This window comes from Clostridium porci, assembly GCF_009696375.1.
Taxonomy (GTDB): Bacteria; Bacillota; Clostridia; order Lachnospirales; family Lachnospiraceae; genus Enterocloster; species Enterocloster porci.
The window spans coordinates 159,758-173,225 of record NZ_VUMD01000006.1; the positions used below are offsets into that span (position 1 = coordinate 159,758).

The window sequence follows — 13,468 nt, forward strand, 5'->3', positions numbered from 1 at the left end:
ATTATCCTCCTAAAGCCTGTTCTATAAAATGATGCAGGTTTTCATGTAAATCTCTCTCAATATACGGCTCTACAATTCCATATGTCCGCTTTTCGCTTCCAAGCATGACCGGATCAGACGGGCTATATAAGGCCTGAATAGGGTACGATGCTTTGGATGAGCGTTCCACTGCTGCTTTATGTCCGCTTTTGAACTTCACCAGGAAAGCTTTAATTCCTCCCTTTTCAAGCCTCTTCATCCGGCTGCTTTTTAAAACCTTTCCTTTCGTAATCTTTGGGCGATTGTTCCCATTTCTCACCGTTGCCGGAGACACTCTAAAATCTGACAGACTATTCGCTCTCCCAGTTGACACAATGCTTGCTTGAGGCTTGGATACGGTTGCCTTCTTAATCTTCATATCCTTACGGAAAGCCGTCTTTTTAATCGCGTAAACCTTCTTCGCCTGCTCTGACAGCCGTTCCCTGGCCTGCTTTGCCGTCTCATTTAACGCCTGCTTTAGGACTTGATTCGCCTTGCCGTTATTCTCTAATTTTTCAAAAATGGCGTTGACCTGCTCAGTGTCAACGCCTAACAAGATTAAGGAGCTCATGCTCTCACCGCCTCCATGCTGATAGAATAAATCCCGCCTTCATTGATAGCATCCGTTATTACAAAGTCCCTGCCATCCAGCTTTAGAGACCTTCCTACTGCCGGAAGCGGGCCGAAATCCCGCCCCAGCACATAAAAAAGAACCTGCTTATTATAAATCCCCTGCCGATATTCCTGACCAGTTCTTTTTCTCTTTTCTCTTTCTACCATCTCGTTATCATCAATTATGATCCGAAGCTTTCGGCCGCAGATATCGTGATAGGCTCCAAATTCATCCGGGTTTAGGAATACATCCTGATTATCTTCAGATACAATCTCTTTAAATCCCATGGGAACTTCTCCTTTATTTCGCCTTACTTACTCCCCTGGCATTTAAAATCCCCACAATCTCATTGATTTTTGTAACCGCTGCTGTCAATTGGGCATCTGGCGCAACGCTGGTTAACACGGCTGCTATGCCCGTCAGCCCCGCTCCTGCTGGCCCCGCCGCTCCTGGATCTCCCTTATCCCCTTTGGGGCCTTGGGCTCCTGCTGGCCCTGCTGGCCCTGCCGGGCCTGGGTCTCCCTTATCTCCCTTGGGACCTGCCGGGCCCTGGCTGCCCGTTCCGCCTTCTTCCACTCCATCCTCTAAATGGTTCAGCTTTTCCGCTGTAATGATATCGCCATCTCTCCATGTATTCTTTACGTATGCCATCCCTTTTTCCTCCTTCTTATCCTATGAGCTTTACCTTTGCTGCTGCGGCCTCTGCTGCTGCGTTCTCAACAGCATACCCCATCACATCATCCGTTGCCTTATCAATTCCGTTTTCCTCAGTAAACACTACATTATCTCCAGCGTTAAGAGCTGTTCCAGCCTTTTTGGGAATTTCAAATACCCCATTCATATGTATGCTTCCCACTTCCCCAGCCGGTATGTCACCGCCTGCAACTCCTATCCGTTCTCCCAGTAAAATCACCGTATTTGCCGGAATCCGTTCATCCGTTGTATTTTTATAGTCAATCGCCTCTCCGCGCTGAATATATACTGCCGTCTTTGCCATGGTTCTTCCTCCTCTTAATTAAGCAAGTTCAATCGGGGATTTCACTTCCGCTCCCGGATTTTTTACCGCACCCCTGTAATCCAGAACCGTAATTCCCCAGTCAAGATAAACATCCCATATAAACCCAAGCTGCCCTGGAGCCTCCATGCGGCGTATGGTGGGGATGTCCTGCCCGTTCAAATAATCCACCTGTATAAAATCTGTATCATTGGTATCCCCCGCCAGGAACCACGGAATCGCTCCACTCTTTACCTGGGCATTCAGTGTAGCATCCTCCACTACGCGGATTGTATCACGATACTGGTACAGAGGGTTAACATCTCCTGACGCGCTGATTGTCGCAGAATTAAACAGCGTATACATAGCAAATTTGTACCCCAGAGGAACAATCATAACTGCCGGTCTGATAATAATCGCCTGCTCACTGCCATCTATCGCTTTCTTATGTCCTCCAAGCGCAAGAATCATAGACTGCACAGCATCCTGGGTTATACCGGTTCCTTTGGCCAGAAGGTTTTTGTGGTCGCTTCCAAACAGCACTTTTCCATCATAAATCTTCGGGTTTTCAGTCAATATCCTGTATACCTGAGTGTTAATTGTAGTTCTTGCCGCCTTGGCTGCCCGATTCGGCATAGTGGTAATTACTCCCATGTCGTCATTGATAAACGCCTTACGGGACATTGTAAACTGGCGTCCGTAGGTTTTCAGCTGTCTCTGGGGCAATTTTTCATCCTGCGTCAGAGTATGCTTTAATTCCCCGTTTTCAGGAACCTCCAAAAACTCCCCAAATCCACCCTGTACATAGTAATTATCTGCCTTTTTAAAATCAGTCAGCACCCCACGCGTAGTAAACTGGTCAAAGGTCACAGGGGCTGTCTTATGCCCCTCTACGTATGCTTTCCGGATTACTTGATCCATAATGGACGGGAATGCCGCAGTTGGGTTAAAATATGATCGCTGCATCAACGCTGTGTAAACTTCGTCCGGCGATTCCATATAATAATTCCGCTGTTCGCCCTCCCCTTCATCGGCCAGGCAGTTTGCCGCAATCATTTTCAGTGTTGCGTTCCTGAAATCATTCGCTCCTGGGGCTGGTTTATCTACCGCAATCCCCTGTCGCAAAAGGATGCCGTCAACAATAGCAGCCCTTTTTTTATCCCCGGCATCCTGTGTGACCCTGGCAGATAAGGGGGCTCCATTTCTCTCCAACTGCTCCAGAACCGAAGCCCTCACCTGTTCCATCGTGTCCCCTCTGGAAATATACGGTTCCGGATCCATGCCAAATCTCTGACACAATCCGCTTATCTCCCGGATCCTGGAGCGCTCCGCTATAGCCGCTCTCTGCTCTGCGCTCTCTATTTCCGGTATATTTCCTTGCTCGTTCATCGACCCGGATTCGATTCCTCTGTTTCTATTATTCGGATTTCCTTCATTTAGAGCTCCCGGTTGTCCTCCCGCATCTATATCCCTTTGCAGGTTTTCAAACTCTGTCTGCTCCTCTTCTGTTAAATTGCGGCCCTCTCTTCTCGCCGTCTCCGCAAGCTGCCTTTGTCTGGCAATCATGTCCTGTACTGTCATGCGTGTTCTTTCCTCCTGTTATTTAAAAATTTTAGCTTCTTTCAATTTTGCAATCAGGCCGTTAAATTCTTCCTTGGTTGGCGCTGCCAATGCGTCAGCTGGAGCCTCCACCTGCTTAAACAGAGCCGCTGACTGCGCTTTGTAATTTTGAGCAATAAAAGAGCAGATGCTTTCCAGGTTATCAGGAATTTCATTAACTTCCTGTCCCGTCAGCGCCGCTGCTGCCGCTTTCATAGCCTGTTCCAGGTTACTCATTTAGCTTTCCTCCTTTCCCGATATTGGTATAAAAAGAACGCCCCGAAGGACGTTCTGATTATTGTTATGTTGTTTTTGTCTGCATACATTCTAACGCTATACTCATAGCATACTTAAAGCCATTTAGAAATCCCTGTTTTTCATGTTTGGATGCTAAATCTTCTATGTGATCCTCATAATCATATGAAGACATACCTTTTTTATCCAGTTGCTCATAAAGGACCTCCCTGGCTTGAATAATTTCCTCACTGTCTCCACCAAGGCTAATATCATCCATGTATGTGTAATAAATCTTTTCAATTTCACTCATCTTAGGCCACCTCCCCATAATAAGCCCGGCATTTATTGATACTGCCATTTGCAAGCCGGAACTCTATCAATAAGGGGTAATTATTTTCTTCCAGCCACTCTCTGGCCTTTTCCAGCACACTATTCTTATATTGCACTGTTACACCATCATGGCCATTTCGGCTGTAAGCAGTTCTCACGATTTCATCCGCAAAAAGGTCAAGTTTCTGAATAATGGCACTGACTGCCTTATCATGCGGTCTACCAGATTCCGAGTAGATACCAAGCTCTTTCGCAATACTGGTGCAGTCCCAGAGTTTCGGAACATCAGAAACCAGCGGCACATTTACCGGATAACCAGAATCAGAATAGATTCTTACAACCTCGGCAGCTATGTATTTGGAATCAACTCCGGCATCATGCAAGGCTTCCCTGATATTCTTTACCATCATGTTAACGGAAGGGAGTTTCTCTTTCTTTGGTTTATCTAGTTTCTTCTGGGGGATGCCCTCTCTAATGGTCTCCTCCATGTCGTGAAAACGGTTGATGTATCGGGCTGTAAACTCTGTTCCCTTGATGCCAGTCAGCTTGTGGGCAATAAACTCGCAACCTTTCTTGGTAATGTCATAGCAAGGCATTGTCTTATTTTGGCTGTTCTGATATGTACTTTCTTTGAAAAAATCGGACGGCTCAATTTTGAGCTGTCCTAATTCTTCCACATAAGAACGAACATCTCTCATCAAATTCTTATGTTCTTTGCCAACCATCTCTGCTACTTCACGACTATCTAATGTCTGTTCAATCTGTTTCTGCATAGCAAAATCTTCCTTTCAAAATTGTCTTGAAAGAAGTTTCATTCTGCATTATAATATTTACAGAAGGAAACTTCTTGTTGAGACGCTCGTGTGTACTTGGTAGGTGGTACGGGCGTCTTTTATTTTTTAAGTTTCTGATAGACTTCATCAATTCCCGTTCTAATCACATCTACTCTTGTCATTCCTGTCTTTTTTTGACAAAATTCCAGTTTCTCCATATAAGAATCTGACATTCTTATTTTTAATTCGTGATTTTTAAGGTCATCAGTCGGTCTACCCGTTTTCTTCTTTTCTACTTGAATCACCTCTTGACCCTTGCCATTTTTCCAAATCTATGTTACATTCTATTTGGGTGCAGGCGGTGGCAAGTGCCGCCTGCTTTTGTTTTTTGGCCTTGCTTATTTGTTAAGCAGGGCTTTTTAATCTTCCAATGTCTTTTGGAGATTACTGATAACCTTTTCCAGTTTATCTTCTTTCTTTTCCTTTTCCGGTTCTTCCTTCACTTCTTTTAAAGCATCCAGAACAAATCTTACAAATCCGCAAAACTGCTTGTCTGTCATTCCCATATCCTGCATCTTTTTCTCCTTTCCGGCTCCTTGCCTGCCTTACTCATCAAGTTTTCCTTGACTGTAATTATATTATAACTTTTGTGCACCCAAAAGTCAAGAGGTTTTTCAATTTTTTTCACGCCTACCTCGTGAAATCAAAAAGGCCCAGCCTTTCGCTGAACCTTACTCATATTTGTGGGGAGGCTAGGAGCATACCCCAGCAGGACTTCTCCCCTGTATTCAATTAGCATTTCTTCACCCCCCTCGTGTGCGGCGTCGCACATAAAAACGAGTATAAAAATAGCACTTCTTATTTCAACAAATATTATTATATGTGTTTTATTTATTGACAAATATTATTGTATGTGTCACTATATAAATGTTAGGAGGTGTTATTATGAAAAAGGTGGAACGTTATTTCTATCCCGCGATTTTCACTTATGAACCCGATCAGGAAATTGCCGTTACATTTCCCGATTTAGATTGTGCAACCAGTGGCATCAATGAAGACGATGCGCTCCTCTCCGCCCGCGAATTGCTTGGTTGTGTTCTCAACGGCTTAGAAGAAGATGGAGAAAAAATCCCCTCTCCGACCCCCTTGCCACAAGTAGAACTTGCCTCTAACGAACGCGCTGTTTTAATTGATGTTTATATGCCATCTGTCCGCATGGCACAGATGAACCGATCTGTCAATCGAACGGTCACACTTCCTGCTTGGCTGAATGCCGTTGCTCTGGAACACAATATAAACTTTTCTCAAGTATTGCAAGAGGCATTGAAGTCACAGCTTCATGTCTGATTTAATGCATCCCTCGGAGCATGTCTCCGGGGGATGCAGCATTACGTTCCCCGCTTTTCAATCCATTCCATCACTATTTCCTTCTCTTATATTCTTAATCAGATTCTCATTAATCTGTACCATCCGTTCCCATATGGAAATCGCTGTGACTGCACTTCTATCCTGGCTTTCTTCGCAGCTTCTTCCCACTCCTACCGTTGGATCTGCTGGTACGGATACAATACTGATTTCCAAAGGAGTCCATTTTTTTGCAATATGGCATGGCCCCGTGAATCGGCCATCGGAAGAAGTTTTTCCAGCTGCCACCTCTTCCCATGCATCCACGCTATATCCAACTGACACTCCCTTCAGCGTCCCGCCAGCAACCTTTTTACGGATAATTTCAGCCTCATCGTCATCGTCGAATTCAACGATCGCCTTTCCCCGATTGCCATCAACCCAGACTTTCTCAATTTTTCCTAAAACTTTATTGGCGTTATGGTTAAACAAAACCACTCCCATACTCTCTAACCGCCCCAAATCCATACTTCCAGCCGAATGATCCAGAATTTCCACTCCAAACCATCGGGTATATGGTTCTTCAGAAGAAAAGGATAATTCAAATTTACGTTCACTTCCCTCTCCTTCTACAGACCGTATTCCTGCATCCATAAAACGCACTGGACGGAAGTCATCTCCTCCCTGTGGGTTCTTTCTCATTGGGTGGTTCCTATTCTTTATGTTCCCCATTCTGTTTATTCTCCTCTGCATTAGAATCAGTATCCACATCTGCTCCCAGCACCATCGTCATCAGATTAATTCCCCTTTGTTCAGCATAGTCCCGTGCCTCTGCCATTTCATCCACTACCTTTTTCCAGTCCCGGCCATTTTCTGCACAAATTTGCTGGAATGTCTTCTGACCCGTTTTAAGTGCGATCCCATTTGCATTTGCTTCCTTATACGGGTCAATCCACCGTTTCGGCTTGACAACCCATTCATGTGACATATATGTCTCTTTATTCTCCCAGAAATCTGATGCGTGAATGAAACCTTTCAACCAGCAGGAAATGACAAACGATTCATATACTTCATCCATGAATACCTCAATTAGCAGTTCCTTTTCCTCATCATAAGTCAAATCATCCTCAATCATAGACTGTCTGGCAGATGCGTAATTGGTTTCTGACATATCTCTGGATGTTGCTTCATAGGAAAGTCCATTTGCAGATGAAATCATTCTCTGCTGCGCCTTGATAAATGCGGTAGCATCCGTTCCTTGTCCAGATGGATTGAGCATTTGAGCTTCATCTCCCAAATTCATTTCCATTATCATTCCAGGAACGACCCTTTTCCCTTCGTAGTTGACAGCAATATTCTGCCCTGACCGTATGTTTTTTCCTGGAGTTCCTGACGGATTCGCACGTTTGATGAACACTGCAAGGCAGGCCGCAATCTTTTCTTTTACGGTAACAGCGGTCATAAACTCATTCATATCCTTAATCCGAACCAAAGCCTGGCTAAGATCGGAAAACTCGCGAATCTGGGATGGTCTCCTCCGTGTATAATAAAAAATCACATCCTTCGCGTGAATGTAAACCGGTTTTAAGGCCGTATATCCATCAATGGCATACTGCCGAACCCAATAACCCTCCGGGCGGTTCCAGCGATTGTATTCGATTCCTCCTACCACTTTATTTCCCTGTTTTTTGGGTTGGATCTGAGTCGCATCTAGTTCATCTACCTCCAACACCTGTAATTGGAGCGGAAGCACTCCCTGATTCGTATATCGTTTTAAAATTAATATGCCCCCGTCTGTTACTTTTCTCTGCACGCACATGCGTACAATTTGAGCAAAAGACTGCTGTCCGGTCACATCACAGTTTGCCCGACGGCACCATCTTGACCATATCTTTTCCAAGGTCTGGTCAATATCTGGATACCCCGTATTAACCCGTACCTGAAGCCCTCCCCCAATCACATTGCGCCGATAGGCCCTTAAGATAGAATTCATTACGTCAGAATTGCGCTCCAGATCCCTTGCTCGTGCTCTGACTGTATCACGTTCATAGCGATCTGTCATCTCGCCCGATAGGTTCTGTGTGTTCCATTGGCTTTGAAGACGCCCGGAATCACTGGCATCATAATTCCCTCTATATGCTTCATACCGGCTCCGCCATTCCGCCCTCGCTGCTCCCGCCTTTGGATTGATTGCACCAATTACCCTATCTATTATAGTTAGTCTCATAACTACCTCCTGTTATCAGGCCCAAAATCTGCCGCATAGCCCCCGGAAAGCAATGTTGTGCCAGAGCCCTGTATCTGAGCCTCCAAGCGGTCTCTTTCAGAGATTAAAGTTGACAAATCGGCCCGCGTTAAGGATCTCGTGCCAATCTTATATGCCTGGCCTCCGGCCAGTATTTTATAAATCGCTTCGTTTATTGTTCTTAACTGTTCCTCTGGTGTTCCATATGGGATATCCATATTTTCTTCCATCATATCCATCCTTCCAATTCATTCTCCTGTATCCACTGCTCCTCTTTGGATATTGACTCTGTCTTTCTTTGTTCTGGTTCACACCGCTCCAGATGCCAGGTTCTTGCCCCTCTGATGTCGGCAGCCGCCATTGCGTAAACCTCTGCGTCAAGATAATGGTTATCTCTGTGGGCGCTCTTTTGAACCCATTTCATCACTTTGCTTCCGTTGGCTTGACGCTCGCTAATTTTATGTTCCGATGTCACCTGCCTTGCATAATCATCATCAATTCCATCGAACACCATCCAGGCTCCTGTACCATTCTCCCTTTGCATCTTTGCCGCAATACGATCTTTATACTTAGCTGTGTCAATAATGACTAAAGTAGTTCCATTTGCCCTGGAACCTGTTTTATTGATAACGCTAAATTTATAATCGGTTTCTAATTTCCTGCTTGCGCCTTTACTTGGCAGGGTATAATCTGCGGTATCAACACAAAAGTCATAAACCTTATCTGTCTGGTCTCCAGAGTCAACTAAAACAAGAGATGGGGATAGCTTCGTTCCATCTCTTTTCTCATAATTTAGATTCATAATCTCATCTGTTTTCCATAAATTCAGCTCCTGACCCCTCGCAATACACTGGCTAGTCCAGTGTTCTCCCCAAGCCCGGATAACCCAGTACACGCAAGTTTCCTGTACGTCAATTCCTCCTGTCAGCTCCACCGCCCAGTCTGGAACTTCATATTCTTTGTATTCAGTCTGTCGTTTCTTTACCAGATCTTCAGTAGTTTTTAATTTCGTATCCTCCCATGGTTCTGCCAGCCAGCTATTTGTAAAATTCTGAAGCATTTCCGGATCCTCGTAGGATTTTAAGAACTCTTCAGCCGCATCTGCCCATGTCACAAATACGCTGTACAAAGAATTAATTCTAAACCCTACCGTTTTAGGCGCTCCAATCCCCCTTTTCTTTACTGCCTGCCACTCACCCTCACACAGCATCTTTGGCTTATCTTTGTCCAAAATTTCGCACCCGCATTCCGGGCAGATATACACCGCTGTCCTGGCCCGTTCATAAGGGGACATTGTTTTTCCCGGATCTTCGCAAAATTTTATCTGTCCAAATTCCAGTCTTATTTTTTCTCCACAATGCGGACACGGCACAAAGTATTCCCGTACCTCATCCGAACTATCATGGAGATACCATATATAATTTGTCTTTAATGTAGGTGTGGAGCAAGCATATACCTTACTCTGTGACTTAAATGTTTTTATTCGCTCCATCGCAAGGTTATAGGGGGACGCTTCCTTTTTTGAGGCTCCTCCCATCTTGTCAATTTCATCAAAGAACAGATATTTGATTGCTTTTGAAGCAAGCTTTGACGGAGAACCTGCGCCGCGAAGATAAATTGTCATGTCCTTAAATTTTAAACGTAATTCTTTTGAATTGTTCTCATAGAATTTTTTCTTGATTTTGGGTATCAGGCGAAAAGCTGGCTTTAGCTTGTCGTTGGATATGTCCTTTGCCAAATCATCAGATGGATATACAATCATTGTCGGCCCTGGTTCCTCGGAAATAATATACCCTAACATGTTAATCAGAACTTCCGTTCCTCCTAGCTGTGATCCCTTACAAAGATAAATTTCCCTAATATGTGGATCATTGAACGCGTCCATAATTCCCACCAGATATGGGGTAACTGAATTAGACCATTTCCCGGAAATATTGCTGCTTTCGTCTAAAACCCTGTACATCTCTGCCCACTGGCTTATTTTAATCTCATCCTGAACAATCAAGGTCTTTTGTAAAACACGTTTAAACAGTGCGCTTGTTTTTCTCCGATTCCGTTCTCTCTGTGTCACCCGCTGTCCCCTTCTTCCCCATCTTCATGTTCCTCAAGCTCGTCCATAGGCTCTGCCTTTTGGCCGTCAATCTCGTCAGGATCATACTTGGATAATTCTTCAAGCACTGCGATTAGCTCTTTTTTGATAATTTGAATAACTGTGTTTATATCTTCCTCTCCAGCAGTCTGCATTGCTAATTTATTCGGGACTGCCAATAGCCGATTTTTGAAACGAATCAGCATATCAGACAAAAACGCTTCTACATCCGCTGCCTCATGAAGCTCTCTTCTCAGTTTCCTAAGCTTAAGTAAAGATATCTGTTTCTTGACTTCCTCGTGTTCGGCTTGCACTTCCTCTTTTGAGATAGACGCCCGCCTTCCCGTTTCCGCATTTATCTTATACTCTATATATTCCTGAATACTCTTTTCGAGATTATATCCTCGCCCTTCTTGGCTTATTTTAAAAAGCCCATCTTCCCTTAACTGCCGGACTCTTCTGGAACTTATCCCCAGACATTGAGATAATTCTTTTTGATTCACTATCACAGCCGCTTTACCTCCTGCTCCAATACCCCCAAAAAAGGAAGGAAATACCCTATTTTTTCAGCCTGGAAAGTGAAAAATACCGCGCTCATTTTTGACCCGCACATAGCCCCCCTCACCCGGTAGTACCTTATGAAAAACCATCCCATCACTCCCCCGCATACTTGCATAATGAAAGGCACCCGCAATGTACGAATGCCTTTGTTTTACTGCTTATTCTGTTCTTCAATGAACTTCTTCATCATCTCTGTAATCTGACTGGCTTGGCTTACTCCGGTCTTCCTACAGGCATCTTCAAATTGTTCAACAACCTCTCGTTTCAATTTAAATCCCTTAGTCATGTAACCTGCTTTTTTCTGATACTTATTAGTCGCAACGGTTTGCGGATTAGGATTACCTTTTGTCATCTCTTTTCCTCCATATGCGATATACAACAACGGCAAATTTTCCTAAAGCTAATGCAATAAAAATAATACCTAATAATCTCAAATTTTCCGCCATATTGATTTTATACAGATGAGTGTGTTATAATAGGTTCAAGAGAAGGGCTTTTGCCCCTCTCTGCTACTCAAGTAGCTTTGATAACAGTAGCAGGATGATTCCTATGATTAAGTCCGTTAGTGCTCCGACTGCCCAAGTCTTTAAGTTGCTATCGGGCTTTTTCTTTCTACTCTGTCCTCTCATCTGTATCTCACCTCCTTATGTATATATTATATCATAGGGTTAACCCTATGTCAATGTTTTATAATATTTTTTTACAGCAAAGGAGGACCCGGTCGCCCTAAGTTTCAGACGCCGGGAAATCAGTAAGGAAAAAGGCCACCGCCTCCGGTAAGCCCAATTCTTATGTTATTAATATACCATATTGACTTGTCCCGTGAGTACGGTTTTTTTTTAAAAATTTTTTCTTTGGCTCAGAAGCCAATAAAACTTGCGGCGTCTATCATAGTACACATCTTTACAACATGGAATACGCATAATCATCTTTAAATACCGATATGTAACATCCTCGCTCGTCACAGCTTTAAGCAGGTACTGATAAAGATCCTGGTCTGCATCTAATGCTGTCCGCTCAATCAATTCACAGTTCTTAGCTAACTGCACCCGCCTGATTGCCAGCTGTTGTGTGGCATCACCCCCATTATGTGCCACAGGCATGTCTGTGATTTCTATGGATTTAACCGTATCTGTCTTGTATTTAAGCTCATCCTTCCACTCATCATACTGAAGACACCAATAATACAGCTCCTTAAAACGGTTCTTTCCGATTCCGTACTTACTATGATTCAGGGGTCTTATTTTCCCCACCGACCTCACCTCCCATTACCTCATATCAATCTCGATACCGCACTCATCCTTCAGCACTGCCCGGATATCCTCCAGCGTATACAGGCCCTTATCAAACTGACGGTAAAACTCCAGGCAGTAATCCACAAAACGCTGCTCACGGCTCTTCCCTTTCACCTCCCGGCGCATCAGCTGCCCAAAATGATCCTTAAACGTTAATACCGGTATCCCCAGCATCAAAAGGAAAGCGGTCTGCGCCGCCTCGCGTGCGGCTTCCTGCTTCATCCCCTTAAGCTGCTCCCCCGACAGATTGTATGTAGGCTTTTTTTACGCTCCTCCTCTCCAGGCGGCGTCTCTCTGCACGGGTCATAGTATCTTCTCACCCCCTTTGGCGCTTCCCTCAATGCTAAATCCGGGCACAGGCTCGTGTACATATAGGCCGGTTCCGTCCGAATGCGCTTTTGGCATTAGCTTTTTTAACAGGGTAATTTTCTGCCACCTGCTGGCTAAAAGCGTCCGCATCAAACAGTTTCATAAGCCATCTTCCTTTCCAATCGTTCAGTTTTGTGGATTATGTAGCACCAGTTCTGTATCCTTGTAATGTCTCTGCTGACCATTGCTATGCTCCACCCAATATGTCCCGTCTCCACATACCTCAACTACTAAGCCTGTGATGTACTCATGCGGATTCAGATACCATCTAACGACATCTCCATCCTTGAATTTCTCCATTTTCATACCTCCTCTAAATGTCAGTTTTAGTGATTATCCATGTCTGTAGTCTGTTATCATATTCCGCGTCAGTCCGTCTGTTCCGCGGCTTAAGTTCCTATGCACAATATACTTTTTTCCTCCGACCAATAGACAACAATGTGGATGTGTGCTCCCCTTGAATATGGGTACTTCTTTACAGTCTGGGTGCTCACAGGTATACGCCTTAAAATACTCTAACCACTTGCTATGCTCACATTCGGAACATTTTATCTTTTTCTTATTTACTATTGCCCATTTCTCCTACATTCTAATTTTCTGTTTCGAGCCACTCCCGGATAATATCCCTACCTGCATCACGTGTACATGATCTGAGACATCCAGAAGCAAAATCCGGGCACCTTTCTGCGCAATCAAATGATGCTTCGTGAAGAAATTCAACCAATTCATTTATGTCCATATTTCGTATGCGTTCTATATTTTTCATCTTATCCTCCAAAATCTTAACCTAACTTAGCACCACAGTATGGACAATAGGCGATCCCATCTGCTGTATTTCCCTGTTTATTGCTCCACCTTACCCAGTACCAGTGTAAATCGCTGAGCCGCTGGACAGCAATTTGCTGCTTTTTCAAACCATTATTATACTTATCCAGTACATCGCATTCATGGCTCTCTATGACTTCCATATGCTTACTCATATTCATCCTTCCTCCGGTTCT

23 protein-coding genes are annotated in these 13,468 nt (G+C 44.2%); 1 reads left to right on the forward strand and 22 read right to left on the reverse strand.

All coding sequences use genetic code 11. From position 1 onward, the window contains the following. Position 1: 1 nt before the first annotated feature. From FYJ39_RS08545 to FYJ39_RS20475, 10 genes are all read right to left on the reverse strand, one after another. Positions 2-589, reverse strand: coding sequence for a phage tail protein (locus tag FYJ39_RS08545; RefSeq protein ID WP_154472056.1), 588 nt, complete (start codon positions 587-589; stop codon positions 2-4). Next, a complete protein-coding gene (locus FYJ39_RS08550) occupies positions 586-918 on the reverse strand; it encodes a hypothetical protein (RefSeq protein ID WP_154472057.1) in 333 nt (110 codons plus the stop codon). Before FYJ39_RS08550 ends, FYJ39_RS08545 begins: the two co-directional genes overlap by 4 nt. 13 nt (positions 919-931) lie before the next feature. Further along, positions 932-1,282, reverse strand: coding sequence for a hypothetical protein (locus FYJ39_RS08555; protein WP_154472058.1), 351 nt, complete (start codon positions 1,280-1,282; stop codon positions 932-934). 16 nt (positions 1,283-1,298) lie between these two features. Next, complete coding sequence (locus tag FYJ39_RS08560) at positions 1,299-1,628, reverse strand: DUF2190 family protein (protein WP_154472059.1); 330 nt, start codon at positions 1,626-1,628, stop codon at positions 1,299-1,301. A gap of 18 nt (positions 1,629-1,646) precedes the next feature. Continuing rightward, positions 1,647-3,206 (reverse strand): phage major capsid protein, encoded by a 1,560-nt coding sequence (locus FYJ39_RS08565; protein WP_154472060.1) that lies wholly within the window; start codon positions 3,204-3,206, stop codon positions 1,647-1,649. Between the two features lie 18 nt (positions 3,207-3,224). Continuing rightward, positions 3,225-3,461 (reverse strand): hypothetical protein, encoded by a 237-nt coding sequence (locus FYJ39_RS08570; protein WP_154472061.1) that lies wholly within the window; start codon positions 3,459-3,461, stop codon positions 3,225-3,227. A 64-nt stretch (positions 3,462-3,525) separates the two neighbouring features. Further along, a complete protein-coding gene (locus FYJ39_RS08575) occupies positions 3,526-3,771 on the reverse strand; it encodes a hypothetical protein (protein WP_154472062.1) in 246 nt (81 codons plus the stop codon). A 1-nt stretch (position 3,772) separates the two neighbouring features. After that, positions 3,773-4,564 carry a Rha family transcriptional regulator gene (locus tag FYJ39_RS08580; protein ID WP_154472063.1) on the reverse strand — a complete coding sequence of 264 codons (792 nt, stop codon included), beginning with the start codon at positions 4,562-4,564 and terminating at the stop codon, positions 3,773-3,775. 119 nt (positions 4,565-4,683) lie between these two features. Continuing rightward, on the reverse strand, positions 4,684-4,869 hold the full coding sequence (locus FYJ39_RS08585) for a hypothetical protein (protein WP_154472064.1): 186 nt from the start codon (positions 4,867-4,869) through the stop codon (positions 4,684-4,686). 114 nt (positions 4,870-4,983) lie between these two features. Then, positions 4,984-5,139, reverse strand: a complete 156-nt coding sequence (locus tag FYJ39_RS20475; protein ID WP_195840403.1) for a hypothetical protein — start codon at positions 5,137-5,139, stop codon at positions 4,984-4,986. Positions 5,140-5,509: 370 nt separating this feature from the next. Between FYJ39_RS20475 and FYJ39_RS08590 the strand changes: the two genes are divergently transcribed. Then, positions 5,510-5,911 carry a type II toxin-antitoxin system HicB family antitoxin gene (locus tag FYJ39_RS08590; RefSeq protein ID WP_154472065.1) on the forward strand — a complete coding sequence of 134 codons (402 nt, stop codon included), beginning with the start codon at positions 5,510-5,512 and terminating at the stop codon, positions 5,909-5,911. A gap of 57 nt (positions 5,912-5,968) precedes the next feature. Here FYJ39_RS08590 and FYJ39_RS08595 read toward each other — a convergent pair whose 3' ends face one another. From FYJ39_RS08595 to FYJ39_RS08645, 12 genes are all read right to left on the reverse strand, one after another. Next, positions 5,969-6,610 (reverse strand): HK97 family phage prohead protease, encoded by a 642-nt coding sequence (locus tag FYJ39_RS08595; protein ID WP_235919779.1) that lies wholly within the window; start codon positions 6,608-6,610, stop codon positions 5,969-5,971. Positions 6,611-6,620: 10 nt separating this feature from the next. Beyond that, positions 6,621-8,135: a phage portal protein gene (locus FYJ39_RS08600; RefSeq protein ID WP_154472066.1), complete on the reverse strand. Its 1,515-nt coding sequence runs from the start codon at positions 8,133-8,135 to the stop codon at positions 6,621-6,623. A gap of 2 nt (positions 8,136-8,137) precedes the next feature. Further along, the gene (locus FYJ39_RS08605) at positions 8,138-8,386 is read right to left on the reverse strand and encodes a peptidylprolyl isomerase (RefSeq protein WP_235919780.1); all 249 of its coding nucleotides are present in this window, start codon (positions 8,384-8,386) and stop codon (positions 8,138-8,140) included. Continuing rightward, positions 8,383-10,224 carry a terminase gpA endonuclease subunit gene (locus tag FYJ39_RS08610; RefSeq protein ID WP_328597533.1) on the reverse strand — a complete coding sequence of 614 codons (1,842 nt, stop codon included), beginning with the start codon at positions 10,222-10,224 and terminating at the stop codon, positions 8,383-8,385. Before FYJ39_RS08610 ends, FYJ39_RS08605 begins: the two co-directional genes overlap by 4 nt. Beyond that, complete coding sequence (locus tag FYJ39_RS08615; RefSeq protein WP_328597534.1) at positions 10,221-10,751, reverse strand: DNA-packaging protein; 531 nt, start codon at positions 10,749-10,751, stop codon at positions 10,221-10,223. Before FYJ39_RS08615 ends, FYJ39_RS08610 begins: the two co-directional genes overlap by 4 nt. Positions 10,752-10,954: 203 nt before the next feature. Then, positions 10,955-11,155: a chemotaxis protein gene (locus tag FYJ39_RS08620; RefSeq protein WP_154472067.1), complete on the reverse strand. Its 201-nt coding sequence runs from the start codon at positions 11,153-11,155 to the stop codon at positions 10,955-10,957. A 487-nt stretch (positions 11,156-11,642) separates the two neighbouring features. Beyond that, positions 11,643-12,056, reverse strand: a complete 414-nt coding sequence (locus tag FYJ39_RS08625) for a hypothetical protein (protein WP_328597535.1) — start codon at positions 12,054-12,056, stop codon at positions 11,643-11,645. Between the two features lie 15 nt (positions 12,057-12,071). Then, a complete protein-coding gene (locus FYJ39_RS08630) occupies positions 12,072-12,320 on the reverse strand; it encodes a hypothetical protein (RefSeq protein WP_235919781.1) in 249 nt (82 codons plus the stop codon). A 121-nt stretch (positions 12,321-12,441) separates the two neighbouring features. Continuing rightward, entirely contained in the window at positions 12,442-12,570 is a 129-nt protein-coding gene (locus FYJ39_RS21200) for a hypothetical protein (protein WP_268890660.1), read from the reverse strand. A gap of 23 nt (positions 12,571-12,593) precedes the next feature. Further along, entirely contained in the window at positions 12,594-12,767 is a 174-nt protein-coding gene (locus tag FYJ39_RS08635; protein ID WP_154472068.1) for a hypothetical protein, read from the reverse strand. A gap of 289 nt (positions 12,768-13,056) precedes the next feature. Next, complete coding sequence (locus FYJ39_RS08640) at positions 13,057-13,233, reverse strand: hypothetical protein (protein WP_154472069.1); 177 nt, start codon at positions 13,231-13,233, stop codon at positions 13,057-13,059. A gap of 16 nt (positions 13,234-13,249) precedes the next feature. Further along, positions 13,250-13,447, reverse strand: coding sequence for a hypothetical protein (locus tag FYJ39_RS08645; protein WP_154472070.1), 198 nt, complete (start codon positions 13,445-13,447; stop codon positions 13,250-13,252). Positions 13,448-13,468: the final 21 nt, after the last annotated feature.